The organism is Rubripirellula tenax (assembly GCF_007860125.1).
In the GTDB taxonomy this organism is placed as follows: domain Bacteria; phylum Planctomycetota; class Planctomycetia; order Pirellulales; family Pirellulaceae; genus Rubripirellula; species Rubripirellula tenax.
The window spans coordinates 233,940-260,587 of the sequence record NZ_SJPW01000003.1 but is presented as its reverse complement, the minus strand read 5'-3'; the positions used below and the strand labels follow the sequence as shown (position 1 = coordinate 260,587).

Here is a 26,648-nt window from a genome sequence, read left to right as displayed (position 1 = left end):
AATGCCCCGCTGACGGATGTTCAAAATAGGATGCCACCTTCCGGTTTGGCGGTTTCTGGCGTTCCGCTCGCCGATATTCCACCCGCCGTTTCGCCGGGGCCCTTTCGAGGGCAATTGAATTCATACCTTGCCCGAGCGGACGGATTGCCCGATGCGCCCGACGCAACGATACCGTTTGAGTCCATCGCCCCATCGGAATTCGTGCATCTGGATGCATGGTGGGATGCGTTACTGACACAGCCCCTTGGCTTTTCGCCGGAATGCCTTGCCGTGGACGTGGCGACACTGGCACAAACCGCAATCTCTTCGTCACCCTATGTGCGAGGCATCTTGACCGATCCAGGGATCCGACGAAGAGATCTGGTGATTGCGGACGCCAACTTCGACTCGCTCGCATTCGTGGAAGGAAAATTCGCGGATACGAACGAACCGATCGGAAGTCTGTTGACCACGGGGTCGGCGTTCGGACGTTTTCGAGACGAGAAGTTCTCGTCGTCGGCCGGTTTGCGAAAGAAGAATCGGTCCGGCGCAGAATGGGAACTTGTTCAGCGTGGCGGCTTTCAAGACAACAACTCGACGTTCCTTGTCCCAAATCCACAAGGGACGACGCGGATGGAGTTGAACGTAACTCAGCCGTTGATGAAAGATCGCGGCCGCGCGGTCAACAACATTCGCGTGCTGTTGGCGGACATTGATGTCAAGTTGGCTACCACCGAAACACGCAGCGATCTAGAAGACCACCTGGTCGATGTCGCGCGGGCCTATTGGAACTTGTATCAAGCGCGTGCGAATTGGTTGCAACGTAGTCGGTTGCTCGATAGCGCGGCCGAGTTGGCGACGATTCTTCGTGCTCGTGGCGAAGTGGACTCCTTTCAACGCCAGATTCTAAGGGCGGAAGCCGCAGTGGCGTCACGTCGATCGGATCTGGTTCGAAGCGAAACTGCGATTCGAAATGCGCAGGCCGAATTAAGATTGCTGACCGGTGATCCGCGACTGATTCAATCGGCGCGATGGGAAGTTCTGCCCGCCGAACGACCGTTGGCCGAAGCCGTTGCTTTGTCGACACGCCAGGCCACACTGACGGCCCTCGACAACCGTTCGGACATTGCCGGCGCGATTCGGAAGGTCCAGGCGACGTCGGCTGGGGTGGGTGTCGCGAAGAATCAAGTTTTGCCGCGACTCGATTTGATCCTTAGCACCTATGTTGCCGGGTTGGATACCAACAACGACGCTTTCGGGGCTTTCGTCAATCAGTTCTCCGACGGCAGACCAAGCTATGCGGCTGGTCTGTTGTTTGAACGACCGGTCGGGAATCGAGCCGCGGAAGCAAGGCTCGATCGCAATCGACTGGAACTGACTCGATCGGTATTCGAGTTTCAACAGGTTGCCGAAGAAGCGTTCACCGAAGTGGAAGTCGCCGTTCGCGAAACACGAACTTCATTTCAAGAAATGATTGCTAAGAAGCAAGCGATCGACGCGGCTGGACGGGAGGTGGCGTACCTGAAAGAACGTTGGAAGTGGTTGCCCGATCCGAACGAGTCGGCGGTTTTGTTGATCGAGGATTTGTTGGACGCACAGCAGCGTCTTGCAAATGAAGAAGGTGGATTCGTCGCAGCGCAGACTTCGTATGCGATGTCGTGGGTCCAGTTGCGGCACACGATGGGAGTCCTGCTTCGAGTCGAAGACTCGTTGCCTGTGGCTAGCACAAAATCCGATCAGGGGCCGCTACCATGATCGGGTTCTTGCAGAACTTCGTTGAAACAAAATCCGTGAAGGATCACTTGGTTGCTGCGCATCAGAAACAACGTCAATTGGATTCGCCCGATCGTATCGCGTCCTTGCTGAGTCAAGTCAAGGATGTATCGCGAACGCTTCGCGGTGTGTCGGCGGCCGATCTGTTGGACCACGGCCACCGGTTGCGCCGCATGTCGGTGACGGCCGAGCGGACATCGAAGCAAGCATCGGCAAACGATCAACGCGATGCATTGTTGGTGTTGGCGTTGGCCGGGATGGTGGAATCCGTTCGTCAGCATCTTTCGTTGGAGATGTTCGATACGCAAGTTTCTGGCGCAATCTGCGTCGCCCAAGGTGCCGTTGTCGAAATGCAAACGGGCGAGGGAAAGACGTTGTCGGCCGCGGCCGCCGCGTTCGCAAAGTCGATTGACGGACAGGGGGTCCACGTTGCAACGCCGAGCGCCTACCTGGCGAACCGCGACCAGAGCCGAATGGAAAGAGTCTTCGCCGCTTTGGGCGCGACGGTATCGGTGATCAACGATGCTGATGCCGCCGCGGATCGTCGCGACGCGTACGCCGCGGATATCACCTATGCGGCCGGACACGTGTTCGGTTTCGACTATCTGCGTGACCAAGTGGCGTTGGGAGATGCGGTGCATCTTGAACTGGGTGACCGCACACTGGCTCGATTGAGCGGACACGACGGAAGCGAAAGCCGGTTGCAAAGGGGATTGAGTGTTGCCATCGTCGACGAGATCGACCAAGTGTTGATTGATGACGCGGTGTCACCGCTCTTACTTAGCAGTAGCGAAACGGGCGAGGCTTCGGACGCGTGCATTCATGCCGAAGCGATGCGCTGGTCCGATCGGCTCTTGAACGGGCGTGATTTCACCGTTTCCAACGGGAATGCGATCGACCTTACCGATGTGGGCTATCACGATGCCTACGAAAATACCGCGGCGGTGGTCCATCCGAAGTTGAAGCGACCATGGCACGACTATGTGGTCCTCGCGCTGCGGGCAAAATATTGTTACCGATCCAATGTCCATTACATTGTTCGTGACGGCCAGTTGCACCTTTTGGATTCGTCAACGGGGCGGATTCATCCCGATCGTTCTTGGTCGGGAGGTTTGCATCAAGCGATTCAGATGCGTGAGGGGTTAACGGTCGAGCCCGAGTCGCAACCCATTGCCAGAATCACACGTCAGCGATTCTTCCGAAACTATGCATTCGTGGGTGGAATGACGGGCACGGCGGATGGGTGCCGGCACGAGCTTGGTTCCGTCTACGGTTTGCCCGTCGTTTGCTTGCCCACGCGAACCGCGACGAAGCGGACGATACTTCCGACGCACCTGTCGAAGACTCGATCGGAGAAGTGCAACGCGATTGCCCACGACGCGATCAAGTTGGCCGATCAAGGACGCGCCGTTTTGATCGGGACGCTCAGTATTTCCGCAAGTTGGGAAGTCGCCGCCGCGATCGTCGAGCGAGGGTCCGTGTGTCAGGTTCTTAACGGCGTTCAAGACGAGGACGAAGCCTCGGTCATAGCGAAGGCCGGTCGCCGCGGATGCATCACGGTTGCAACGAACATGGCAGGCCGTGGAACGGACATCCTGGTGGATCCTGCCGTCGTCGCAATCGGTGGTTTGCACGTCATCGTCGTCGAACACCATTCGCTGGCTCGGGTCGACCGCCAACTGATTGGACGCGGGGCACGGTGCGGAGACCCGGGGACGGCAAGATTCTATGTTTCGGCCGACGATGACTTGATCGTCAATGACGCTCCCTGGATCGCGCGATCGATCCAGCGATACGCTCACCGTGAACGACAAGATCGACAAGCCATTGACGAAGCGATTCGCCAGGCTCAACACCAATTCCAACGACGTCAAACGAGTCAGCGAATGCGTCTGCTGCGCGCCGACCACGACGACGAAAAGCTATGGAATGTCGATGCGAGCTCACCTCGCGGATGCATCCAACTTTGACCTTCAGGATTTCTAGAATGAGAATCACGACGAAAAACGAATTCAAGCCAACCTTTGCAACCGAAATGCAGTTGGTCGGTCTGGGCTTCGTTGCCGCCCTGCTCTTGACGGTTGGGAACGCTTCAGGATCCGAAATCGAAGCGTTCACGGAACCCCTTCGTGTTGTCGACGTGCCTGCGGCAGAAGTAGGTGTGATCGAGAAAATTCACGTTCGCGAGGGAGACGACGTTTCGCAGCGACAATGGCTGGCCCAATTGGAAGACCATGTCTTGCAAGCGTCGTTGGAACTCGCCCGCGCCGCGAAAGACGCCACCGGTTCAAAAATGGCGGCCGAAACGGACTTGGCTGTCCGTCGAAAGCAACTCGAAAGCTATCGTGAACTTAATTCGCAGGGAAACGCATCGCAGCGAGAGCTCGATCGATCGGAAGGCGACTTCAATCAAGCCGCCGCTCGAATGCAAAACGTGCAAGAAGAGTTGGAGGTTCGGCGGTTGGAGTTTGAACGCGTCAAAACGCAAATCAATCAACGACGGATCGAATCTCCCATCGACGGTGTCGTGGTCGAGATCAACAAAGAAATCGGTGAATTCGTTTCGCCGCATGATCCCGTCGTGATGCGGATCGTCGAACTCGATTCACTGAAAGCAACCTTTTCCGTGCCCATGGCCAACATTGGCGGCATTCGCGCAGGTCAAGAAGTATCGCTTCGCTTTTCTAGTGATGAACAAACATGCGATGGAATCATCGAATTTGTTTCGCCGGTGGCTGATCCCGAAAGTGCGTCCGTACCGGTGAAGGTGCGAATCCCCAACCGAGACCGAAAGGTCCCCAGCGGTGTCGTTTGTCGTTGGGATTTGACGGTTCGCGAGCCCGCCAACCGATCGGCGCGTTCGATGCCGGTCGTTTCGCCTGAACCATCGACTCGATAATTCGGGTATTTCATGTCAGTTCCTGCGGCATCTCGTGACGGTATGTCAGATCCGAATCACGCGACCTTTCCGACGACGTCCGTCGGTGATCGTGTCCCGGGTGCCGCACGCCGTGATAGCGATTCCACGATCGATTCGATTCAGAGGCGGTTGCAAACGCTAGCAGCGGCCGTTGAGATTCAGTCCGAATTGGATCGCGCGGACGACTTTGATACGGCAACGGTAGGACTCGCCACGCAGATCGCCGTCCACTTGAAGTTGGATCACGTTTGGATCGCCTGGACGAATCAACCCGGCAGCGAGGCGTTTCGTGTGGTGGGTCAGTCCGCCAATGACGACGGTGTAACGATCGCCGATCTTCGGCGCAGTGATCGCGGTCGTATGTTGGAGGCAGTCGCCGAAGAAGTTGCGACTCGAGAAAGCATCGCGAATTGGCCGGCGCAGCGGACGGAAGATCGGCACGCATTGTTGACCCTCCGTCAACTAGCATCGTCGGAGGCGTTTGCTTCGGTCATTGCGGTTCCGCTGACCAATTTCGACGGACTCGTCTGCGGGGTTCTGGTCGCGTCAAAACAAGACGTCGACAGCATCGCCCAAAATCGTTCTTTCTTTCATACGATCGGTCCTCTCGTTGGTGCAAAGTTATCGGCTCTGCATCGATGCATGCCCTCGCCCGTCGAGCGACGGGTGCGGACATTGATCGATACGTTCAGGCGGTCACGCAAGACGGTAGTCGTTTGTGCGATCGCTGCGTTATTGATGATAATGTTGTTTCCGACGCACTATCGCATCCACGTCGGCCTCGAGTTGCAACCGGTGCTTCGGCGGTTCGTTGCGGTGGGTTTTGACGGACTCCTGAAATCGTCGAGTGTTCGACCGGGTGATCAGGTCAACGAAGGCGATTTGCTTGCCACCATTGACCCGCGCGAGATTGATTATGAGCTCGCAAGTGTTCAAGCCGAACTGCACCAAGCGGCTCAGGAGCGAAAAGGATTGATGGTCGAACATGACTTTGCAGGCAGCAAGATCGCAGCGTTGGAAGTCGAGCGACTTCAACTGCAAAAAGATCTTCTAGAACACAAGCGGTCACACTTGGAAGTGCGGAGCCCGACGACGGGAATCGTTGTGACCGGCGATTGGAAAGAGTCGGAAGGCATGCCCATGACGCGAGGAGAAACGTTGTTCGAGATCGCGCCACTGGGCAAGATGCGAGTTGAGCTGGCGGTACCCGAATCCGACTACTCGTTGGTTCGCCGTGAGATGCCGGTGCAGTTTTATGTTCACTCGCTTCCGAATCGACGGTTTGATGGATCGATCGCAATGGTTCATCCGCGAGCGGAACTTCGCGATCAAGACAATGTCTTTGTCGCCGAAGTGATGGTCGACGACCCGGAACACTTGCTGCGTCCGGGGATGCGAGGGCGTGCTGTAATCCTGAGTGATCGGCATGCGTTGGGGTGGAATCTATTTCACAAGTCGTTCTTCGCCATTCGCCGCGCGACGGGGTGGTGATCGTTGGAAATTCGAGACCCCAACACGATCGATTTGGCTGAGCAAAAAGTGCGGCTGGCGGACGATATTCGGTTCTGGCCGGTGCGTGAACGCGGGCAACGTGTCTATCGAATCGAGATTCCGTCGCTACACCGGTTCTTTCGGATCGGCCACGAAGAGTACGTTTTCGTATCGTTGATCGATGGCGATACGACGATCGCACAAGCGTGCGGACTGGCGGCGTCAATGCTTGGCAAACAAGCGTTGTCGTTAGAACAATCGACGGCAATCGTTCGATGGTTGATCGCGAACGAATTGGCCCGTTTGCCATCTCAATCGCACGTCACCACTCGCGATTTTTCTCCGCGGCGCAAGACGACCGAGGCTTCGTCGTGGGCACGGTGGAACCCGTTCTGGATCAAAGTCCCCATTCGACACAGCGAACGCGTATTGACGTGGATCGCATCCGTGCTTGGTCCGCTTGCGTCACCCGCATGGGTGGTGTCATCCATCTTATTCATCGCACTCGCATGGGTTGTCTTATTCACTCGGTGGAGTGAGTTCGTCCAAACATCGTCCGAAGTGTTTTCGCCATCGAGTTGGCTTTGGATGCTGATCGTATGGGTCGCGTTAAAAGTGATCCACGAAGTCGCCCATGCGGTAGCTTGCCATCGCCAAGGTGGCGAAGTCGGCGAATCGGGATTGGTGTTCGTCCTGTTCGCTCCGTTGGCTTACGTGGATGTATCGAGTTGTTGGCGTATGAACTCGCGACGCAGTCGTATTCTGGTCGCCGCCGCGGGGATGTACGTCGAGTGGGTGGTCGCGGCGTTGGCAGTGATGGTATGGGCATTTGTTTCCGATTCGATACAGACACGATCGATGATGTCGCAGATCGTCGTCATGGCAGGCGTCTCGACTATCGTTTTCAACGCAAACGTTTTGATGCGTTTCGATGGTTACTTCATTTTCGCTGATTTGATCGACGTACCGAATCTTGCGATGGAGGGTTCGGAGTCGCTCGCTCGCGTGGCCAACCGATTGATTTGGGGTGAACGAACGGTTCAGGGCGGTCTTCGCGGATGGCGCCGCGGGGTCGTTTTTGTGTACGGCGCATTGGCGATGGTCTGGCGCGTGGTCGTTTGTGTGTCGCTTTCGATCGTCGCCTCATCGATGTTCGCCGGCGCGGGTGTTGTGTTGGCGGTCATCGCCGTTTTGTTGGCCATCCTGACGCCGCTGAAGCGATGGTGGAATCACGCGGCGCGGTGGCAGCGAGTCGATCCGATTCGATGTGTGCGGGGATGCGTGATCGGATCACTCCTGGGCATCACCCTATTGGCGACCGTTCTTGTGGTGCCGATTCCTACATCGAATTTCGCCGCCGCCGTTGTGCGGTATCGACCCGAAACAATGATTCGGACGCGAAGCGAAGGCTTGGTCGCAAAGATTCACGTCAGGGACGGAGAGGATGTTCGTCGAGGCGACATCATGATCGAGCTAGAGAACCGTGATTTAGTTCATCGTTGGTCGGCACTGAAGCTGACGATGGAGCAGAACGCGATTCGTATTCGCCAGGCCATTGAATCGCGAGACGACGGGGCTCGCATCATCCTGGAACAACGGAACCATTCCCTGGCGGATCAAGTCGCCAATTTCAAGACACAGGTCGACGCGTTGACGATCGTGGCGAGTCGATCGGGTCGCGTTGTTGCGCCCCATTTAGATGAACGTGTTGGCACGCATGTGAAGTCCGGCGATCTGGTGGCCGTCATCGCCGGTGGCGACGACAAAGAAGTCATTGCGATGGTCCCCCAACAGATGGTTGACGATGTTCGGCCGCTGATCGCCACACACGTATCGTTGATCGCGGCTGACAACCAGCAGATCGGCGCCACGCTGGATCGCATCGAGCCGCGGGCAAGCGATCAGTTGGCTGACCCCGCGTTAGCGGCAACGATGGGCGGCCCGATGGCCGTTCATCGCGATCGTTTTTCCGATAAGGACGAAGACCGCAACTCTGCGAGACTGCTTGAACCCTACTTTCGTGCGCGTCTTGGCGTCGACGTTGGCCCGACCCGTTCCAACGAATCGCTTGCCGTGGGTTCACGGGTATGGGCATCATTCGGCTATCGAGATGACACCGCCTACGAACGTCTTAGCCTCATGATTCGATCGCTCTGGAATCAGGTGACCGACAACAGTCAGCCGAACTGATCGTCCGCTCGTTTTAGTTCATCATTCGCGGATCGACGATCACAGGCGGGTAAAAGTCCTCAGTCGATACGGCGTGCGGAGTTACCGGGGACGGAAGCACTTCGGCCGGCGTTTCGATGTGAAGTGTGTTGGACGTTTCGAGCGTCGTGTCTTGGAAGACCTCTTCATTGAATCCGCTGCCTCCAATCATCATTGGTAGACCCATGCTACCCCCATTGATGCGTGGGCGTGGGTGGTGATTGGGGCAATGAGGATCCTTACAGCACGGCGTTTGCGGACAAACATCGGCGTGCGGAATGAGGTCGAGTTGTGTATTGGCGACGCACGCTGCCATCTGTTGACGGGGCGATCCTTTGTCGTACGGTGTGATGATCTCTGGTTTTAGAAAGACGATCAGTTCGCTTTCGCGGACTTCGGTATCGTGGCTCCGGAATAGGCCGCCGATGTACTTGATATCGCGAAGGTACGGGACACCTCGTTGTGATTCGACGATTGACTTTTGACGAAGTCCGCCGAGCACGAACGTTTGACCGTCGCCAACGCGTACATAGGTTTCTGCTGTGCGGCTGTCGATCACCGGACCGGTGCTGGTGATTTCCGCAACGACGCTGTATTCCGGCTGAACCTTCAGCTCGATCGTTCCGTCGCGGCTGATTCGTGGCTCGACATTCAAAATCACGCCGGCCTCTTCGAACTCCGTCTGCGTGAATACCGCGTTGGAACCATTAACGGGGTTGGCGCCGACAATCGGAATTTTTCGGACGATACGAATCGACGCCTGTCGTCGATCGCCGACGGTGATCGATGGGTCGGCCAGCAGTTTGGCTTCGGAACTGCTATCCAAAGCCTCCAGAAAAACGTTCGCTTCGAGGTTCCCGGTAATGGTACGGATACCCAGACTGGTCGCACCCGTCGTCGTCAGATCCGACGTGAACTTGTAGAACTCGTTGACGGGAGTCGTCACGCCTTCGAGCAACTCGTTCGCACCATTGGCCAACGCACGAACATCACGCGACCAGTTAACGCCTAGTTTTTCAAGTTCGGTCAAACCGACGTCATAGATCATCGCTGTGATGCGGACCTGTTGCCTCGGTTTGTCAAGCTGAGCGATGATTTCTGAAGCCATTTGCAGTTCGGAGGGCGAACCCTTCACCATGATCCGGTTTTCTTGCGGATACACGGACACATTCACGGATGTCCCAAGAGTGATCTGAAGCGGTACCGCCATTTCGGACGCTTCGGTGAACTGTGGCGTGAAGTACGCGATGCCGGCCAGATTGACCGCTGATTGTGGGGCACTGGTCGAAATACGTGTGGTGTCTGGATTCGTCGCCGCGTTACCCAGCGGGTTACCACTGGAAAGGCTAAGAAACAAATCACGGATCCGCTGGATTCGTTCGGGACGGTCGATCACAAGGATCAGATCCGCGCCGATTTTCTTCAATTGTCCTCGCTCGCTGAGCATCAACTGTGCCGCTTCGATGGTCGACTCGTCGTCGCGCAGCGACGGTGGCAACGAAAGAGTTTCCGATACGAAGGACGGGTCGTTCACGCCGATTTGGTCGGCCGGCAATACAACCAAACTGCTGCCGGTTTTTCGGTAGCTATAGCCCGATGATGTCAGCGCCGCGGCGAGTACTTCGGAAAGCGGGGCGTCGTGGAATGAACCGCTGACTTCGCCGCTGACGTCAGCGCCGGCAACGATATTGATGCGCCAAAGATCGCTTAACAGAAAAACCACTTCCGATAGCGGTGTTTTTCGGAACGTGATCGAACCGCGGGTCTGCAGCGCGTCTTCCACGGTGCGAAGTGATGTCGCGTCTGATGTCGTGTTTTGCGTCGACGCGCTTTCAGTCGTCTCATCAACGGGGTTCCACGCTCCCGGTTGTGGATCCGATTGGCGAGCCGAATCCGTACTGGCTCCGGTTAGGGTTGCCGTGAACGGAGAATCCTTTCCCGACACCAAACGAGCCGGCGGACGCACGAGTTTCGTCGTCGCGGGGACGGGCCATTCGGCCTGGTAGATCGGTCGCGCTGAAGGCGTCGGGTCCATCGGCAATGGCGATTGTGCGAACGTGATCGTCGCGAACGAAGACGCAGCGACAAGGTGCGCGCACCATGCGGCAACGTTGCGGAACCGTTTCGATGAATTTTGGTTGTCGTTGCCGTCCATGGCAAGTCTTCTTTCAAACGTCGAGCGTGAATGGGGCGAGGCGTTGTTTCCAGCGTGTCAGGTCAGCGCACGACGCCCCCAACGGGCAGGCGAGCGAACTCATTGGGAACCTGCGAATCCCCGGAATCGGGGTCCACGGCGATCGGCTTCAATCCATAGATCACAAAGCGAATTTCCAATTTCATGGGCGATTCACGAGCCCCAGTGGGCGCTATGGACAAATTTTTTGTTGTCATCATCCATCCGTTGTTCGCGACTTCGGTCAAGATTTTTTCAACGCCTTTCAGGGGGCCGTCCGCCTGAAGTTCGATGGTGTGCATATGCAATGCGAATTGCGAATCCTCGGCGTAGATGGGTTTCGCTTCCAACCGTGCGTCATCCGACTCGATCGCCCAAGGGCGAGAATCGCCCGGCGAAATTTCGAGTCGCCGGATTCGGGCTTCTGCCGAACGGACAATTTGGATCAGTCTTTCCCGTACCGTTTCAATGTTCGTTGGCGAGATGTTGACGTCGACGAAGTGGCTTAGATCGGATGTGAGTTGCTCTTCGACGCGCTCAAGCAAGTCTTGTCGTTCGCGGGTTTGGGCGAGCTTTGTTTCCAAGTCGATCATTTCCGCCGCATCACGCTGCAGGTCGAAGTACTCGTTGGTCCACGGAATCGCAAAAGTGACAACCGTGATCAAACTGACCGCTGCGACCAACGCACGTACGACGCGATCATGATGAGTGGCGCGCCGCACACGTGGTGAGTGGCGCGTTTTCGAACTACTCATCGCCGGCTCCCGTCGTTGTCGATTTTGGGGCGGATTTTGTTGTCAAGCTGATGGAGAAGCGAGTCGATTGACTGTCGCGTTCCGGTGTGGTTCCACGCAGAGCAACCTGCGTCACCGATGGCAGACGTCGAAGCGTGTTGACGACTTCGTAGACCACGGTTTCCTCCATCACGGTTCCATCCATTGAAATTTGGTCGCTGGACTCGACGCGAAACTCGTTTAACTTTGCCGAGCTGGGAAGGCTCTTGGTGATGTGCGTCAGCATTTCGGACCAATTCGGTTCCCACGTTTGTTGACGGATGGCCCGAAAGTGATTGAACAATTCGCGCTGGCTGGCCAGGTGGGTGAACTTGATGTTGCTGGCAACGATTTCGGATTCCAGCGATGCGCGTCCGTCGGTTGAACCTGCGTGACGACGCCGTTCTTTGGTCACCAGGCCGTAGGGCACAATCAGAACCAAAGCCGCGATGGCGACGGGCCAGAATTGTCGGATGATTTGTTGAGGCCACGAAAGGTCGGGAGCCCGCCGGACCTGAACTAGCAAGTCGGGAACGTCCGCCGCTGACACGCCCGTTAGCAACGGGTAAACTGTCGCCACAGCGGGCACACATTGTGATCGTCGATCATGATCGGCGATCTCGTACAGTTCGGGCAGCAGGGGAACCTGAAGTACGTTGGGCTTCAAACCCAAGTTGTCGCCGATCGCAGCTAGTGCTCGGGCAGGTTTGTTTCCGTTTCCACAAATCAGCATCGAATCAAGTTCGCTGGAATTTCCACGCAGTTGCTTGTGGCAAAACCGTTTCAGTCGCGCGATGTGTCCGTCGAGTGCTCTGGTTAGGCCCTGTTCGCTATCGGCGTTGGCGGGACGATAGTCCAGCAGCAGACGACCGGAACATGCGATGCCCACGTCCCATCGTTTTCCGGTACCGTCTGCGATCATGATCGGTTGATCGCCCCATAGCGTCGGCTGTCCGATCAAGCGAGCCAGACCAACTAACGACGGTTCGACCCATGTGACTTCGATGTCGGCCAAGCGTAACGAGTCGTAGATCAATTGAATGAGCGATCGGTTGACGACACCTGTGACGGCATAGTCCGTCGTCGCATCGATTTTACGACGCGTACTTCCGGTGACTTTTTCGCCGGGACCGAGTTGCAGGTATCGTGGGATCCGTTGGGCCAGCGTCGACAATTCGCGATTGACATCGTCAACCGTGCCGGTCGTGATTCGCGTGACACAGAAGTCGCCGTCTAACGAAACCGCGACCGGATGTCGGTGCATATTGTGGCGGTCGACCAAGTCGATCAAGGCCTCAACGAAGTTCTCTTGCTCGCCCGTTTCGAGCCAGCCCGTCGTTGACTTACTCTCAATTTCGTCGATCTCGATTTGGAAACGCTGATCGTCGATCGGCGTCGCAATTGCAACCTGCAAGAGATGGCTTTCGATCCGCAATCCAAAACAACGCGAATGCGGCGCATCAGCTGGACGCGCCGGTCGGTTGTGCGGAGTACGAATCGGGTCGATCATGGTCACAAGTGTTCCGGCTGATCCCTTCAAGTCGTGATCGTTGATCACGTCGGTTGATGAGGGTGCAGCCAACGCCGCAAAACCCTTCAAGGGTCAAGTCGGTTGGAACAGTTGTTCGGATCGACGCAATTTCGCCGCGCACGACAAGCAAGGGCCGTTCGGGGGGCGGGCCGTTCCAGACGTAACGGTTGTGCCGAATGGCCGCTACGCAGCGCGACGTGGGAACGTATCCGATTTGATAGCATTCAGATCGATTTGCGTCGTGAACTCCGGGGTGGGAGCAACGGGGCGTTCCGCGGAATCGTGCGTGAACTCCAATTCATGAAGCGAGGTGCCCACCCGGGTAGCGATCGCTTCGGTGTCGTCATCTTGGCCAACGAAGATCGGTTCGCCGAAATAGATGTCGACGGTCGAGAAGGGTTTGGGAATCTGCATGCGATCCCATGTTCGGTTGAGGACCCATCGGCGGGTGGGGATTGCGATCACCGGCAGCACCGGAGCCGTTGTTTTCTGGGCCAAGAATCCAGCGCCGGGCCGGGCCAACCCGCGAGGGCCACGGGGTCCGTCGACCGCAATCACGGCGGGGAATCCCTTTTCGATGTGACGGACCAACGCGTGCAACGCAGTGGCTCCGCCCTTCTGTGATTTGCCGCTGCTGCCGCGGACGGGCGTTTTTCCGAGCAACCGAAGCGCCGGGACGATCATTTCGGCATCGGCAGATCGCGAAACCATCGCACCGGTGCCGACATCGCCAAACATGCCCGCCGCGACTTGGTGGGCATGCAGTTGAGCGAAGACGTAGCAGAGTCCCGATTGGCGACGGATTCGACCGCGAGGGTCATTGTGAATCCGAACCCGGCAAGTCATCCGAATACCGTAGATCGCAAATCCGACCAACCAAGGAATGAGCCGTTTCATCGAGGTGAAAATTCCGAAGGTGGGTCGCGGAAACAAAAGGTTGTCTTGGGATATACAAACTTTCCGCGGATCGGCAAACGCCAACCCCTGCGGATTCGGCGATTGGGTGCTTGGGAGGGATTGCAAGTTGCTCCCCAAATATCCCCGAGAGGCGTCCGTTTCACACGCCCGACGGATCGCCCCGTTCCGCTAGAACTGGAAGAAACTTAAGGACAGCTCCTGAGCTTCGGTTTCTAAGGGTATGCAACCCATGCGGTGAGAATTGGTTAGCCAGAAACGGGTTCGTTGAAGTAATAGCAAAGCCCGTCCGGCGCCACGACAAAAAACACATTGAAACGCTCGCCGTCACGTTCATCGACACGTGTGTTCGCGACACCGATACCATTGGCTTCAAGCTCAGCCTTGATGCCGTTGATGTCATGAACTCGAATGGCCGCGCCGTCCTGTGACGGGTCACCGCCGTTGATCGCGAAACCAATTCGGACGCCATCGCGTTCAAGAATAACCGCGGAATTTGGCGCGTCCGCGCGTTCGATTTCCGTCATGCCGAAGTGTTTGCAGTACCAATCCGATGCGGAATCGAGGTCCGTGACTGGCAGTGCGAGAACATCGGCGTTAAAGGGTGCCGCTGATTGGAAGACTGGTTTAGACATTTTGATGATTGCTATGCGAGAGTGCATCGCCCGCTGGCTGTCGGATCCAGGCCTGCAGCCGCGCTGGGAAAACCGGAGGGCTTGTACCCTGCCGCTAGAATCTTAATTCGGAATCGGTTTTGGGTCAGACCCTACGCGGCGCGGTACAGATGCTCGCGTGTTGGTGGCATCCCCGACAAACCTTTGCCGGCACGCTTGGTCGCGACGACTTGGTACAACTTGATCGAACCGTTGGTGAAACCGCCCGAGGCACCTGCCAAATACGCTACCCACAAGCGATACCGTTCGGCACCGACCAATCGAATCGCTTCGTCTTGATTCGCGGATAAGCGTTGGCACCAAAATTTGGTGGTCAGCGCGTAGTGTTCTCGCCATGATTCGACGTCGTGAATCTCGAAGCCGCTGTTTTCCAAAAAATCGGTAGTCATTCCGACTGGCGTCAGCTCGGAACCCGGGAAGATGTATTTCAACAGGAACTTTCGTTCCGGCCGAATGCGACTGGCGGCTCGCTTGGAACTCTTTGCCCGACGTGCGATCGCATGGTTCAACATGACGCCACGATCTCGCAACATCGAGTTGATCTTGTTGAAGTATCGCGGGTAGTTTGCGACGCCGATGTGTTCCGACATGCCGATGCTTGAAATCTTATCGTACGTTCCTACGTGATCGGCATAGTCACAAATTTCGACGCTGACTTGGTCGCCCAATCCGAGTCGTTCGATTTTCGCTTTCGCGAAATCATGTTGTGCTTGCGACAGGGTGATGCCGTGCGACTTGACGCCATAGTGACGCGCCGCGTGACAGATCAGTCCGCCCCAACCGCAACCGATGTCCAACATCCGCTCGCCCGGTTCAAGCCGCAGCTTGCGGCAAATCATATCCAACTTGTCTTGCTGGGCCTGTTCAAGCGAGTTGTTCCAGTTCGTGAAGTAGCCGCAGGTGTATTGCATCTCGGGATCGAGAAACAGCTGATAGAACTCGTTGCCAACGTCGTAGTGGAACTGAATGTATTCGGTGTTGTCGCGTTTGGTTTCGTTGCGGCCGATGATGTCTTCGTTGTAACCATGTTGTAGGTCCGTGTCCGAAGTTTTCGCGAACATGAACGGAAGGGTACGCGAAATCAACATCCGCTTGCTGATTTCTTTCAGCCGTTTTCGGTTAGATCGCTTGGTGCGAAGAGCTTCCGAAAACTCGATCAAGTCGCCGCCTTCGAACGAGACGTGACCGGTGGCGTAAAGGCGAACCAGTGTTTCGAGAGTCGGCTTGCGCATCAGTGAACCGACCACGCCGGGGCCCGAGAGGCCAATGATGTGTTTGCCGTCTGCTTCACTTCCTAGCGGCACGACTTCGCCGTTCCACAATCGAACCGAGACGTTCAGGTCCAATGGGTCTGCAACCGTTGTGAGAATTTGTTTGATCGAATTGATTTGCGTCTGAGCAGAAAAAGGCAGTCCCATCCGTGGATTCCTCGGCGTGTGGTTGGCTCGTATCGGGCTGACCATAGCAATCTAGGCCGTCGAGAATCAGATCAATTTTCGAGCAAGTTTCAAATGCATCGCCGTCGGCGCATAAAAAAACGCCGCCGAATCGAAATGAATCGATACGGCGGCGTTTGTGGTTCAAAGAGATGGCAAGCATCGGCTTTGATTTGTTTATCTTGGTGTGGTCGCGACGGGCACGTTGTCCATCAACCGATCACAGAAGGTTATTTCTAACCTTCAATCAAACGTACGTTCTCAGCGCGGGGACCCTTGGGGCCTTGTCCGACACTGTATTCAACGCGTTGTCCTTCGCGGAGGTCGTCATAAGCGACGCCCTCAAGCGAGGAACTGTGGAAAAACATATCCGTCCCAGATTCGTTCTCGATGAATCCAAAACCTTTGTCAGTGATACGTTTGATTTTACCTTCAGCCATCTCTTCTCTTCCAATACTCTTCAAAACAGTTGCACAATCAACGCCGAACGAAACGTTCGTACGACACTCAATTGCACAGGGTCTACGGTTATCAGCGGGCGGGAGGGTCGAAATCGAACCTCCTTAATTACGCCGCTTTCTTAGTTTAGCTAGTTGGGACGACATCATCGTACCACAATTCTTGTTATCTGTCGTCATCCATCGGATCATCCTCATTCGTTTCATCGTCCATCATCGAGGGATCGGTCGATCGACCCGCCTCGAAGGTTCCGTTCTCGACCGCTATTTTACGCTCTGCCCGCTTGGCAAGCTTGTCTTTGGCCTTGAACTTCTTCTCCATCTCGCGCTGTCGTTTGGCGAATGTATTTTGATTTTTTGCGATGGGATGTCTCCGTCAGAGGAATGAACTGAGCGTTTTTCTCGGAATCAGATTTGGCGGGCACGCGGTTTTCGCCCTGAACCTTTGGGCCTTGGTCCGCGAGCAGGTTTCGAATCGGCTTCCAAAATCCCGGCACCAAATCCAGATTTTTGCTTCGATTGGTATACCGAATTGGTCGCTGGAGCGGTCGAAACGGTGTTTCCCTTGGATTTCGGCTTGCCGGTGCGGGTTTGGCGTCCGCGGGGCTGAGATCTTGGGGTCTGGGATCGTGGGGGCCGTGGTTCTTCGGGTGATCCGGCTGGCGATGGTTTGGGTTGGTTGGGGGCCAGTGGCACCTTTTTCCCGATCAATTGCTCGATCGCACGCAAATCATCTCGCTCGGCGGACGTACAGAACGAAATCGCGATCCCGGTGGCTTCGGCGCGGCCGGTTCGTCCGATTCGATGCACATAGCTTTCCGGTTCGTTCGGCAGATCGTAATTGATGACGTGTGTCACGCCGTCGATATCGATACCACGTGCTGCCACGTCGGTGGCAACCAGGACGTGGATTTTGCTTTTACGGAAGGCGTCGAGCGTACGTTGACGAGCGTTTTGGGATTTGTTGCCGTGAATCGCTGCCGAAGAAATGCCGGCCTTTTCCAGTTTGTCGGCAACCGTATTGGCTCCGCGTTTGGTGCGGGTGAAGACGATCACGCGCTGGGCGTCGTCGCCACGAACAATGTCTTTCAACAGATTCGGCTTGTCGGCTCGTTCGCAAAAGACGATTTGCTGTTCGATCAGTTGTGCCGTCGAACGCTTGGGCTTGACCGTCACCGTGACGGGGTTTAGCAGCAATCGTTGTGAAAGCTCGACAATCTTGGGCGGCATCGTTGCCGAAAAGAACAGTGATTGGCGTGCATCGGGCAGTTCTTTGATGATCCTTTTCAGGTCGGGCAAGAATCCCATGTCCAGCATGCGGTCAGCCTCGTCCAAGACGAAGACTTCCAATCGGCTGAGGTCGATATGTCCTTGGTTCATCAAATCCAACAGACGGCCTGGCGTCGCAACCAGGACGTGGACGCCTCGGTCCATCGCTCGGATTTGGTTGTTTTGGTTGACACCGCCGTAGACCAGCGCGGTCTTCAATCGTAGGTGCCGGCCATAGGTGTCAAAACTATCACCAATTTGTACGGCTAGTTCTCGCGTGGGAGCCAGAATCAATGCGGCCGGGCGGTTGGGGATGGGTTTGCGGTCTTGCTTGCCCAATCGGTTCAAGATTGGCAATGCAAAGGCGGCCGTCTTGCCCGTTCCGGTCTGGGCGCAACCCAGAACGTCGCAACCGGTCAGTGCCGCTGGGATGGTTTGTGCTTGGATGGGGGTCGGTGTTTCGTAATTCTCTTCGGCCAAAGCCCGTTTGATGGGTTTGATCAGATCGAGTTCTTCAAAGTTGTTCAACAGCGTGTTCCTGAAAGGATGTATTTGGTCCCCGGTGGATCGATACCGATCGGGCGTCATCGGAATCCAATTGACACTGGTGGTACTGAAACAACTTCAGCCACTCGACTGCAAAGGTGGATTCGCGCGACGCGGGGATTGGCGTTTGATACGCCGAAAGTTCTTTTAGCTCTGGACAAACAAGAAAGTCACAGAATCCGGGGCGCCACTCAGGGGACGCGGGCAACTTTTCCAGAGCGGTTTACACAACCGGTGGTCAGCAGCTTGGGTGTGGCGAACGTGCCAGCACCGTTGGAACCAAGTTTTGAGAGAATCCAAACTCGTTTGACAACTTGGTTCGATCAGAAAACGCGACTCAAAACCTCAAGTCACGCTACTCGCTTATTTCCGATCATACTTTCGATTCAACGGCTCGCCGCTGAATACCCCCGCAGTTTAGTCGTGGACCGACAATATGCCAAGAGCCAATCGTCGGCCGAGACCGCGGATTGCAATTAGGGTGGCTCAGTTACCCTAAAGGGTTCGCCAACGTTGACGGTTGGCGAATCCAGAGTTCCAAGGGGCGAAGTTCTTCGACCCGAATCAGCCTTCGACGTCGATGCCCATGCTGCGGGCGGTGCCCTCGATCATCAACACAGCGTGACTGATGTCGCGTGCGTTCAGGTCGGCCATTTTCGTTTCTGCGATGGCTTCACACTGGGCGCGGGTGACTTTGGCGACCTTCGTCTTGTTCGGAACACCACTGCCCTTTGCGATCCCGGCGGCTTGCTTCAAAAGCGATGCTGCAGGTGGGGTCTTGGTGACAAACTCGAAACTACGGTCGTTGTAAACGGTCACGATGACCGGAATGGGCGTGCCGTTGTATTCCTTCGTCCGGTCATTGAACGCTTGGACGAATTGTCCAAGGTTGACGCCGAACTTACCGAGCGATGTACCAACCGGCGGTGCCGGAGTGGCTTGACCACCAGGAACTTGGAACTTTGCGACGCCAGAAACTTGCTTTGCCATGGGAGGACAGGTGTTAGGTAGAAGGGTTTAGGTGTTAGGAAAATGGATACGTGGGAGTGGTGCTTCGACCTTGGTTTTGTCTGTGAAATAAAACCCTTTCGCTAACACCTAATCCCTATCCCTACAGTGGTTCAACTTGCCAGTGATCGAGTTCCATCGGCACACTGCGCCCGAAGATATTGATGATCACGGTAATTCGACCATTGGCTTCGTCGACCGTGTCGACATCGCCTTCTTGGTTTTCGAAATTGCCTTCCTTGACGCGAACACGATCGCCGACTTTGAACGGGATGCCAATCTTGATTGGTGCTTCTTCTTCGTCATCGATCTCGGGCTTGTTGATGAAGCGTTCGATGTCGGTGGCTTCCATGGGCATCGGCTTGCCTGCGGCACCGGTGAAGTCGCTGATGCCACCGGTTTCGCGAACCAAGAACCAGGTGTCGTCGTTGATTCGCATGTAGACCATGATGTAACCGGGCAGCAGCTTTCGCTTGGTGACCCGGCGTTTGCCATCACGATTGAACGTTGCCACATCTTCGCTGGGGACGACGATTTCACCGAAGTGCTCGCTCATATCCTCCATCTTGACGCGTTTTCGCAGCGCATCGGCAATGGAGTCTTCACGGTTGAACGCGACCTTCAAGATGTACCAATTCATCGGCACATCGCCGTCGGCTTCGACGGCCGGCGGCGCATTGGGATCAACCGGAGCAGGCGGCGGCGGAGCGGGCTTGGAAGCATCGGCCGATTCGGACCCGTCGTTGGCGGAGTCAATCACCAACGCCTCATCGGGCTCGGGAATTTGGGAATCGTCAGATGTGTCGGCTTGGTTCACGAAAACACCGCTTAAGGGCAATGGTATCAGTAATGATTGGGTTAAAGATGGATGGCGGCGAACCGCTCGGTCATCTCTAGCTGGTCACGCCCAGGAAATTGAAAATAGCTTGCCACAACACGTCGAATAGGAACAGGGCGACAGCAAGCAGGAAAATGGTCAGGATGACGACGATCGAAGCGCGGATCAGTTCATCCTTGCTGGGCCAAGTCACCTTGTTCATCTCGGCCTCGACGGCGATCAAGAAGTCGGCGAACTTCGGCCAATTGACAACGCGGTAACCGAACCAAAGTCCAGCCGCCAGCAGGATCGATGGGATCGCCGGAATCAAGTACGACCCGGAATCCAGGCCGCCTCGCAGCGATCCATAAAGCGACCAGCATCCAAGGCTGACGACGACCCAAATCGCCAACGCCGTCAATTGGCGAACGATTCGGCCTTGGTTCGGCTTGTAAACGGAGTTCTTGAACAGTTCGCTCGTCAGAGGAACACTGTTCGTTCCAGCTATGTCTCGGGACACCCGTCGGCTCCTACAGTAGGTAGTTTGTTTCGCATCGACCATCGATCCATCATGGTCGCTGGCAACTTCTTTGCATATTCATCAAAACAGGAGTGGAGGGACTCGAACCCCCAGCCGCTGGTTTTGGAAACCAGAGCTCTGCCAATTGAGCTACACTCCTAAAAAAAGAGACAACCGAATCGGGGCACCAGGTAACTGCGTTAATGGCTGAAACCTCAGGCGAACGCAGGTGCGTCGCCTGAGGCTCCAGATTTTTCTGCAGGTTCAGCAATCCGCCAAACCTAATGCCTAAATCCTATTCTCTCTTCTCGATTTACTCGAGAATCTTGGTAACAACGCCTGAACCAACGGTGCGTCCGCCTTCGCGAATTGCGAAGCGAACACCGTCATCGATTGCGATCGGCTTGTGCAGTTCGACGGTCACTTTGACGTTGTCGCCGGGCATGCACATTTCAGCACCGACCAAGTTCGCGGTTCCGGTCACGTCGGTGGTGCGGAAGTAGAACTGGGGACGGTATCCGCTGAAGAACGGCGTGTGACGGCCGCCTTCGTCCTTGCTCAAGCAATAAACTTCGGCTTCGAACTTGGTGTGCGGCATGATGCTCTTTGGTTTCGCCAAAACTTGGCCACGCTGGATATCTTCACGCTTTACACCGCGAAGCAGGCAGCCCACGTTGTCACCAGCACGACCTTCGGTCATTTCCTTGCGGAACATTTCGACGCCGGTGCAGATCGTCTTAACGGGAGCTTCCGACAGTCCGATGATTTCGACTTCTTCGCCGACCTTCACAACGCCACGCTCGATACGTCCGGTTGCCACGGTTCCGCGACCTTCGATCGAGAACACATCTTCGATCGCCATCAGGAATGGCTTGTCGTCTTCACGAGTGGGCTCAGGAATAGCCGAGTCCAGCGCTTCCATCAGGTCAGTGATGCACTGGCTGGCGGCAGGGTCGGCGGGGTTGTTGTAGGCCGGCAGCGACGAACCACGGACGACAGGCACATCGTCACCGGGGAAGTCGTACTTGGAAAGCAATTCACGAGCTTCCAATTCGACCAATTCCAGCAACTCTTCGTCGTCGACGAGGTCACACTTGTTCAAGTAAACCACGATGTAAGGCACGCCGACCTGGCGAGCCAAAAGCACGTGTTCTTTGGTTTGTGGCATCGGGCCGTCGGCGGCCGATACAACCAAAATCGCACCGTCCATCTGGGCGGCACCGGTGATCATGTTCTTGATAAAGTCAGCGTGGCCCGGGCAATCGATGTGGGCGTAGTGACGGTTCGCGGTTTCGTATTCAACGTGAGCCACCGAGATGGTCACCGTCTTGGTCGCGTCACGGACGGTACCGCCCTTCGCGATATCGGCGTAGCCCTTTGTCTTCGCCAAGCCCTTGGCGGCTTGAACCGCAAGAATCGCTGCTGTGGTGGTGGTTTTGCCGTGATCGATGTGGCCGATGGTCCCAACGTTGACGTGGGGCTTGGTCCGATTGAAAGCTTCTTTAGCCATTTTTCTAATTCACCTGCACCCGGCTTTGCCACTACTGGACGGAGATACGCCCCGACCAGCCCAAATTCATGACGACCGCGTTCACACCCACGGGGCTTCGTCATCAACTCGGCCGCATTCGCCAAGCTCGTTCAACAAGGTATCAAAACGAATTTCAAACAATTCGCGGCCCACCATGGACCGCGTTCAAACATATATGGGATCCCAGCCCATTCACCGAATGGCCAACACGTTCGGATCCATGAATCCGGGCTGGCCGGTTCCGCGAGACCGGGCTGGGTCAGTCTCTCGGCACCATTTGCTCAATCACTGTTGTCGCGGAATCCGCCGCTTTTTGCAATCGCCTGTCCGGCAAGCTGCTGATGGGACTTGAACCCATGACCTCTTCCTTACCAAGGAAGTGCTCTACCACTGAGCTACAGCAGCGGGGAGTAGGCGACAGGGAACAGGTGGCAGGGAGCAAGGAAACGTTACGTCAGCCTTTTTCCTGCTCCCTGTCACCTGTTCCCTGCTACCTACTCAAAAAGCGGGTGAAGGGAATCGAACCCTCGTATTCAGCTTGGAAGGCTGCTGCACTACCATTGTGCTACACCCGCAGGGGGGAAGGCGATAGGTGCTAGGGATCAGGTTTTGGGAGCAAATCGCTTTGACTTCCTAAAACCTGATCCCTAACGCCTAAAACCTTCTTCATGGGGGCTACAGGATTCGAACCTGTGTAAGCAAAGCTAGCGGATTTACAGTCCGCCCCCTTTAACCACTCGGGCAAACCCCCTCGATTCGGTCGTCGATTGTCTTTGTTTCTTTCTTTTTTGCCTTTGACGTTCTTGGCGTTATCAAATCAATGAAGCCAGCGGAGGGATTCGAACCCGCGACCGGCTGATTACAAATCAGCTGCTCTACCAACTGAGCTACGCTGGCCGTTGAAAGCTCGCTGGTTTCGGTTTCCCGTTACCTGCGACCCGTCATTCCTGACACTCCAAACGCGACGATGGGTTCGCCCCGACTGGAAGGGCAGAGTGTACCGATCCGACCATTTCGGGCAAGACGGAATCAGCCGGTTTCCGCGTCAAAGTGCCAGGATTTTGAATTTTTGCGACCAAATGCTGCCTCGAGCCACCATTGAAAGTTCTTTCGCAACGGCGTTGCACTCACATCGAAACGAAAAAACCCGGTTGCGAACGGCTCGCAACCGGGTCTTGTTATGTTTCACTCGCTTCGGCGATATGTGTCCGAGTGCGTGTGGCTCCGGTAGTTAGCTTGCGGCGCCGGCTGGCAACTTCGCCCGCTTGACGGTCGCGATGATCGCGCTGGCCACCATGTACGGGTCCGCGTTGGACGCTGGGCGACGATCTTCGAGCCAGCCCTTCCAGCCGTGTTCAACGGTGAAAATTGGAATCCGGATCGAAGCGCCACGGTCGGAAATGCCGTAGCTGAAACGGTCGATCGACTGGGTTTCGTGCAGGCCGGTCAATCGTTGATTATTGTCCGCGCCGTAAACGTCGATGTGTTCCTTGATCCGAGGTTCGAACGCTTGGCAAACCGCTTCGTAAATTTCTTTGCTACCGCATGTGCGAAGCAAATTGTTTGAGAAGTTGGCGTGCATCCCGCTGCCGTTCCAGTCGCCCTTGACTGGTTTACAGTGATAATTGATCTGGATGCCGTACTTTTCGCCACAGCGGTCAAGCATGTAACGAGCCAGCCAGATTTGGTCGCCGGCTTCTTTGGCACCTTTGGCGAAAATCTGAAATTCCCACTGGCCCTTCATCACTTCGGCGTTGATGCCTTCCAGATTCAAGCCCGCTTCCAAACACATTTCCATGTGTTCTTCGATCAATTCACGTCCGACGGCGCGGCCGGTTCCGACGCTGCAGTAATACGGGCCTTGCGGCGCGGGGAAACCATCGGTGGGGAAACCCAGCGGCTTTTGTGTTTCGGGATCCCACAGCGTGTATTCCTGCTCGAAACCGAACCAAAAATCGCCGTCGTCGTCGTGGATCGTTGAGCGACCGTTGGACTTGTGAGGCGTGTTGTCGGGATTGAGGACTTCGCACATCACCAAGAATCCCGTGCCGATGCGGCCCGGATCTGGGATGACTTTGACGGGCTTGAGCAACAGGTCGCTCTTGCCGCCGGTGGCCTGTTCCGTCGACGAACCGTCGAACGACCAGACTTTGGCGTCTTCAACCTTGCCGCTAAAATCGTCTTCGATCTTGGTCTTGCTTCGCAGGGTCTGGGTGGGCTGATAGCCGTCGAGCCAGATGTACTCCAACTTGCACTTGGTCATAAGATTGATTCCCCCTAAGTGAATCGAAATTGAGTTGACCGCAACGAATGAGAGCCGACCGCGGCCCAGGACAAGGCCTTTGAGGACGTCGAACTCACTCGTCGAAAAAAATACACGCGTAACTACTCAGGTCTACCACCACCCGGCGAGCCGGTCGGCGCTTGCCCAGTGCCATCCGCTGGAGGGCACCATGCATTCGACGGCCGAATCGCATTGTGAAGCGCGCGTTGGATCGCTTCACTCCCTTAAAATAACTGAAATTTCAGCCAGCGAAAGTTGACGTCGCAAAAGTGCCTGACACCAAGGCGTTTGCGGTGCCTTTATGGTCCGTTTACGGCGTGGATTTGCGGGGGAACCTACGGAGTTTCCAGGGCGCCGCGGTTGATCGAGCCGGAAAAGCGACTGCGTCCGTAAACGTCCAAGAAAAAGTGGTCGCCCGCGTCGATCCCTGTGTTAAAGCCCGGGCTGTAGTACTCCAGCTCAAAACTGCCAGGCCGGAATCCAGGGTCGCCGTAGTGATTCGACGGATCGTAGGGGACTTCGCGAACGTCGCCGTCGATGATGTTGAACCCGAACCAAAAGTTTTGCGAATCGTACTGCAAGGCCGCCCGTTTGCCGGGATTTGCCTTCAAAATGTTGTTGTAGACATAGACGCGTTCGCTTTCGGATACGCTGACTTCGCCACCAAAGTCGAACGAACCGACGTTCCCGACACAGGTGTTGTTGCGGACGCGAATGTTCTGGCTGCGGAAACAGTGGACCCCGTTGCCGCCGTTATCAAAACACAGGTTGTTTTCCACAACGCTCATTCGATTGTAGCGGACGCCGTTTCCGCCCCCTTGAGAGTTGTAGAAATCGTCCAGCACGATCCCGTTTCCGTCACTCGGACGGCCCAGCGCGGCGTTGTTGACGTAGTTGCGATTCGCGAACGACGTATTGTTGCGAATGGTGATTCCGTAGGTCCGCGAGTCGTTGCCGCGGTATTGAGGCTGGTACACGGAAATGCCGCTGTGTTGGTTCGGGTCGTTGTACGCGTTGTTGTGAGTGATGTTCCACTCGGCCAGGATCCAGTCGGATTGATCGAACGAGATTCCGCCACCCCAGCATTCACGGACACGGCAATCGCGGACGGTGATGTGATGGCATCGTGTGAACGAGACGCCTTTGGTCAGCCCGGTACTGGAGTAGTTGCTGACGTCGAAGCCGTCGATCCTCAGAAAGCTCTGGTCGGTCGCCGAGATCAAACCCACGACGCGGGCCCCTTCACGATTCTCAGATCGCAACACAAGTTCGCCATCGGCGTAACCGGATCGGTTGATGTACACCTGCTCGTAATAGGTCCCGTCCAGCACGACCACCTCGTCGCCGCCGCCGACTTGATTGACGGCATGCCGAATCGTTTGCCAAGGCGTCGACCGATTCTGGGCCTCGGAAGAGGTGCGCGAGTTCGAGCCGCCCAGGCCGACGTAAAAACGAGCCGCCAAACAGTTCTGTGTCGCCATCGCAAGTGAGAAGGCGGTAGCCAGCGCAAAAGGAATCGGAATCTTGATCATGGAATAGCTCTTGGACGTGAAGAGAAGAGAAGACAGGGGATCGCATACCTCCATGAGCGAAGCTGCGCAGGCATCCTAGCCGGCCCAGATGTGTGTCGAAACCAGTCGTGTGGTCGGAACGATGACACCCGTCCGGGTCGGTCTCAGGCGACTATGACGATTCGCAGATCGCCGTTCTAATGCTTCTTGGACCCCCGTTAACTGACACCTGTCCTTGGACAAGGATGATTTCCATGTCGATGAACCCAAACAATCCGTTCGACGCAAACCCCAATGCGCCGGGCAACAGTGCTGCCTACGGGCAAACGCCACCGAAGAAGAGCAACGCCAAATTTTGGCTGCTCGGCTGTGGTCTCACTGGCCTGATCGGCATGCTGGTTTGCTGTGGAGGCGGCTTGTTCGTCACCCAGATGGGCATGTCCATGATGGCGGGCGAATTTCAAAAGCAATTGGATGGAAACCCGGTCATTGTTGAACACATCGGTGACATCAACTCGATGAGCATGAGCTTTTCGGACACCATCACTGCCGCCCAAAACGCGGACGGTGGCTCGGAAGAGTTGGCCTTCACGATCGAGGGCACGAAGGGGTCGGGTGTCGTCATGATTCAGCAGGACAAATCCGGCGACGGAATGACCATGAGCTCGGCGACCCTAGTCATGGCGGACGGTCAACGGTATCCGATCGAATTGGCTCAATCCTCGGGCGAAGAATTCAACATGGACGAGATGTTCGACGCCGGTGAGCTTCCAGTTCAGGTCGAGTGAGCTGCACGGGCGGTCACTGTTACTACTTAGATACGCTAACTCC

Annotated in this window: 21 protein-coding genes and 5 tRNA genes; 6 read left to right on the top strand and 20 right to left on the bottom strand. The window is 56.0% G+C overall.

Going from position 1 to position 26,648, the window contains the following annotated elements; genetic code table 11:
• Positions 1-30 precede the first annotated feature (30 nt).
• From Poly51_RS11925 to Poly51_RS11905, 5 genes are read left to right on the top strand one after another with little or no spacing between them, the layout of a single operon-like run.
• Positions 31-1,734 (top strand): TolC family protein, encoded by a 1,704-nt coding sequence (locus tag Poly51_RS11925; protein WP_246114436.1) that lies wholly within the window; start codon positions 31-33, stop codon positions 1,732-1,734.
• A complete protein-coding gene (locus tag Poly51_RS11920) occupies positions 1,731-3,722 on the top strand; it encodes a preprotein translocase subunit SecA (protein WP_146457739.1) in 1,992 nt (663 codons plus the stop codon). The genes Poly51_RS11925 and Poly51_RS11920 overlap by 4 nt, the downstream gene beginning before the upstream one ends.
• A 17-nt stretch (positions 3,723-3,739) precedes the next feature.
• Positions 3,740-4,651, top strand: coding sequence for an efflux RND transporter periplasmic adaptor subunit (locus tag Poly51_RS11915; RefSeq protein WP_246114435.1), 912 nt, complete (start codon positions 3,740-3,742; stop codon positions 4,649-4,651).
• A gap of 12 nt (positions 4,652-4,663) precedes the next feature.
• A complete protein-coding gene (locus tag Poly51_RS11910) occupies positions 4,664-6,163 on the top strand; it encodes an efflux RND transporter periplasmic adaptor subunit (RefSeq protein ID WP_146457737.1) in 1,500 nt (499 codons plus the stop codon).
• Positions 6,164-6,166: 3 nt separating this feature from the next.
• Positions 6,167-8,353, top strand: coding sequence for an efflux RND transporter periplasmic adaptor subunit (locus tag Poly51_RS11905; RefSeq protein ID WP_146457735.1), 2,187 nt, complete (start codon positions 6,167-6,169; stop codon positions 8,351-8,353).
• Positions 8,354-8,366: 13 nt separating this feature from the next.
• Here Poly51_RS11905 and Poly51_RS11900 read toward each other — a convergent pair whose 3' ends face one another.
• From Poly51_RS11900 to Poly51_RS11810, 20 genes are all read right to left on the bottom strand, one after another.
• Positions 8,367-10,526, bottom strand: coding sequence for a type II secretion system protein GspD (locus Poly51_RS11900; protein WP_146457733.1), 2,160 nt, complete (start codon positions 10,524-10,526; stop codon positions 8,367-8,369).
• Positions 10,527-10,588: 62 nt separating this feature from the next.
• Complete coding sequence (locus Poly51_RS11895; protein ID WP_146457731.1) at positions 10,589-11,299, bottom strand: hypothetical protein; 711 nt, start codon at positions 11,297-11,299, stop codon at positions 10,589-10,591.
• Positions 11,292-12,917 (bottom strand): hypothetical protein, encoded by a 1,626-nt coding sequence (locus Poly51_RS11890; RefSeq protein ID WP_146457729.1) that lies wholly within the window; start codon positions 12,915-12,917, stop codon positions 11,292-11,294. Before Poly51_RS11890 ends, Poly51_RS11895 begins: the two co-directional genes overlap by 8 nt.
• A 114-nt stretch (positions 12,918-13,031) precedes the next feature.
• Positions 13,032-13,745, bottom strand: a complete 714-nt coding sequence (locus Poly51_RS11885) for a lysophospholipid acyltransferase family protein (RefSeq protein WP_146457727.1) — start codon at positions 13,743-13,745, stop codon at positions 13,032-13,034.
• Positions 13,746-14,011: 266 nt separating this feature from the next.
• Complete coding sequence (locus Poly51_RS11880; RefSeq protein WP_146457725.1) at positions 14,012-14,398, bottom strand: VOC family protein; 387 nt, start codon at positions 14,396-14,398, stop codon at positions 14,012-14,014.
• 131 nt (positions 14,399-14,529) lie between these two features.
• Positions 14,530-15,855 carry an SAM-dependent methyltransferase gene (locus Poly51_RS11875; protein WP_146457723.1) on the bottom strand — a complete coding sequence of 442 codons (1,326 nt, stop codon included), beginning with the start codon at positions 15,853-15,855 and terminating at the stop codon, positions 14,530-14,532.
• Between the two features lie 254 nt (positions 15,856-16,109).
• Positions 16,110-16,313 carry a cold-shock protein gene (locus Poly51_RS11870; protein WP_146457721.1) on the bottom strand — a complete coding sequence of 68 codons (204 nt, stop codon included), beginning with the start codon at positions 16,311-16,313 and terminating at the stop codon, positions 16,110-16,112.
• Positions 16,314-16,497: 184 nt separating this feature from the next.
• A complete protein-coding gene (locus tag Poly51_RS30395; protein ID WP_186775498.1) occupies positions 16,498-16,653 on the bottom strand; it encodes a hypothetical protein in 156 nt (51 codons plus the stop codon).
• 86 nt (positions 16,654-16,739) lie between these two features.
• Positions 16,740-18,128: a DEAD/DEAH box helicase gene (locus tag Poly51_RS11865; RefSeq protein WP_246114434.1), complete on the bottom strand. Its 1,389-nt coding sequence runs from the start codon at positions 18,126-18,128 to the stop codon at positions 16,740-16,742.
• A 582-nt stretch (positions 18,129-18,710) separates the two neighbouring features.
• On the bottom strand, positions 18,711-19,136 hold the full coding sequence (gene rplK / locus Poly51_RS11860) for a 50S ribosomal protein L11 (RefSeq protein WP_146457717.1): 426 nt from the start codon (positions 19,134-19,136) through the stop codon (positions 18,711-18,713).
• 121 nt (positions 19,137-19,257) lie between these two features.
• Entirely contained in the window at positions 19,258-19,917 is a 660-nt protein-coding gene (nusG, locus tag Poly51_RS11855) for a transcription termination/antitermination protein NusG (protein ID WP_146458479.1), read from the bottom strand.
• A gap of 130 nt (positions 19,918-20,047) precedes the next feature.
• Complete coding sequence (gene secE / locus Poly51_RS11850; RefSeq protein WP_246114433.1) at positions 20,048-20,491, bottom strand: preprotein translocase subunit SecE; 444 nt, start codon at positions 20,489-20,491, stop codon at positions 20,048-20,050.
• Between the two features lie 87 nt (positions 20,492-20,578).
• Positions 20,579-20,651 (bottom strand) — tRNA-Trp (locus Poly51_RS11845).
• Between the two features lie 153 nt (positions 20,652-20,804).
• A complete protein-coding gene (tuf, locus tag Poly51_RS11840; protein ID WP_146457713.1) occupies positions 20,805-22,001 on the bottom strand; it encodes an elongation factor Tu in 1,197 nt (398 codons plus the stop codon).
• Between the two features lie 354 nt (positions 22,002-22,355).
• Positions 22,356-22,427 (bottom strand) — tRNA-Thr (locus Poly51_RS11835).
• Between the two features lie 99 nt (positions 22,428-22,526).
• Positions 22,527-22,597 (bottom strand) — tRNA-Gly (locus tag Poly51_RS11830).
• Positions 22,598-22,691: 94 nt separating this feature from the next.
• Positions 22,692-22,773 (bottom strand) — tRNA-Tyr (locus Poly51_RS11825).
• A gap of 73 nt (positions 22,774-22,846) precedes the next feature.
• Positions 22,847-22,919 (bottom strand) — tRNA-Thr (locus Poly51_RS11820).
• 334 nt (positions 22,920-23,253) lie between these two features.
• Complete coding sequence (locus tag Poly51_RS11815; protein WP_146457711.1) at positions 23,254-24,285, bottom strand: glutamine synthetase beta-grasp domain-containing protein; 1,032 nt, start codon at positions 24,283-24,285, stop codon at positions 23,254-23,256.
• A 356-nt stretch (positions 24,286-24,641) separates the two neighbouring features.
• Positions 24,642-25,838 carry a right-handed parallel beta-helix repeat-containing protein gene (locus tag Poly51_RS11810; RefSeq protein ID WP_186775496.1) on the bottom strand — a complete coding sequence of 399 codons (1,197 nt, stop codon included), beginning with the start codon at positions 25,836-25,838 and terminating at the stop codon, positions 24,642-24,644.
• Positions 25,839-26,071: 233 nt separating this feature from the next.
• Between Poly51_RS11810 and Poly51_RS11805 the strand changes: the two genes are divergently transcribed.
• Positions 26,072-26,605, top strand: coding sequence for a cytochrome c oxidase assembly factor Coa1 family protein (locus Poly51_RS11805; protein ID WP_186775495.1), 534 nt, complete (start codon positions 26,072-26,074; stop codon positions 26,603-26,605).
• Positions 26,606-26,648: the final 43 nt, after the last annotated feature.

What these genes read in the sequence shown, in the direction of transcription:
- Poly51_RS11925 (WP_246114436.1), top strand. Translation starts at nt 31, where the DNA reads ATGCCACCTTCCGGTTTGGCGGTTTCTGGCGTTCCGCTCGCCGATATT.
- Poly51_RS11920 (WP_146457739.1), top strand. Translation starts at nt 1,731, where the DNA reads ATGATCGGGTTCTTGCAGAACTTCGTTGAAACAAAATCCGTGAAGGAT.
- Poly51_RS11915 (WP_246114435.1), top strand. Translation starts at nt 3,740, where the DNA reads ATGAGAATCACGACGAAAAACGAATTCAAGCCAACCTTTGCAACCGAA.
- Poly51_RS11910 (WP_146457737.1), top strand. Translation starts at nt 4,664, where the DNA reads ATGTCAGTTCCTGCGGCATCTCGTGACGGTATGTCAGATCCGAATCAC.
- Poly51_RS11900 (WP_146457733.1), bottom strand. Translation starts at nt 10,526, where the DNA reads ATGGACGGCAACGACAACCAAAATTCATCGAAACGGTTCCGCAACGTT.
- Poly51_RS11895 (WP_146457731.1), bottom strand. Translation starts at nt 11,299, where the DNA reads ATGAGTAGTTCGAAAACGCGCCACTCACCACGTGTGCGGCGCGCCACT.
- Poly51_RS11885 (WP_146457727.1), bottom strand. Translation starts at nt 13,745, where the DNA reads ATGAAACGGCTCATTCCTTGGTTGGTCGGATTTGCGATCTACGGTATT.
- Poly51_RS11880 (WP_146457725.1), bottom strand. Translation starts at nt 14,398, where the DNA reads ATGTCTAAACCAGTCTTCCAATCAGCGGCACCCTTTAACGCCGATGTT.
- Poly51_RS11875 (WP_146457723.1), bottom strand. Translation starts at nt 15,855, where the DNA reads ATGGGACTGCCTTTTTCTGCTCAGACGCAAATCAATTCGATCAAACAA.
- Poly51_RS11870 (WP_146457721.1), bottom strand. Translation starts at nt 16,313, where the DNA reads ATGGCTGAAGGTAAAATCAAACGTATCACTGACAAAGGTTTTGGATTC.
- Poly51_RS30395 (WP_186775498.1), bottom strand. Translation starts at nt 16,653, where the DNA reads ATGGAGAAGAAGTTCAAGGCCAAAGACAAGCTTGCCAAGCGGGCAGAG.
- rplK (WP_146457717.1), bottom strand. Translation starts at nt 19,136, where the DNA reads ATGGCAAAGCAAGTTTCTGGCGTCGCAAAGTTCCAAGTTCCTGGTGGT.
- tuf (WP_146457713.1), bottom strand. Translation starts at nt 22,001, where the DNA reads ATGGCTAAAGAAGCTTTCAATCGGACCAAGCCCCACGTCAACGTTGGG.
- Poly51_RS11815 (WP_146457711.1), bottom strand. Translation starts at nt 24,285, where the DNA reads ATGACCAAGTGCAAGTTGGAGTACATCTGGCTCGACGGCTATCAGCCC.
- Poly51_RS11810 (WP_186775496.1), bottom strand. Translation starts at nt 25,838, where the DNA reads ATGATCAAGATTCCGATTCCTTTTGCGCTGGCTACCGCCTTCTCACTT.
- Poly51_RS11805 (WP_186775495.1), top strand. Translation starts at nt 26,072, where the DNA reads ATGTCGATGAACCCAAACAATCCGTTCGACGCAAACCCCAATGCGCCG.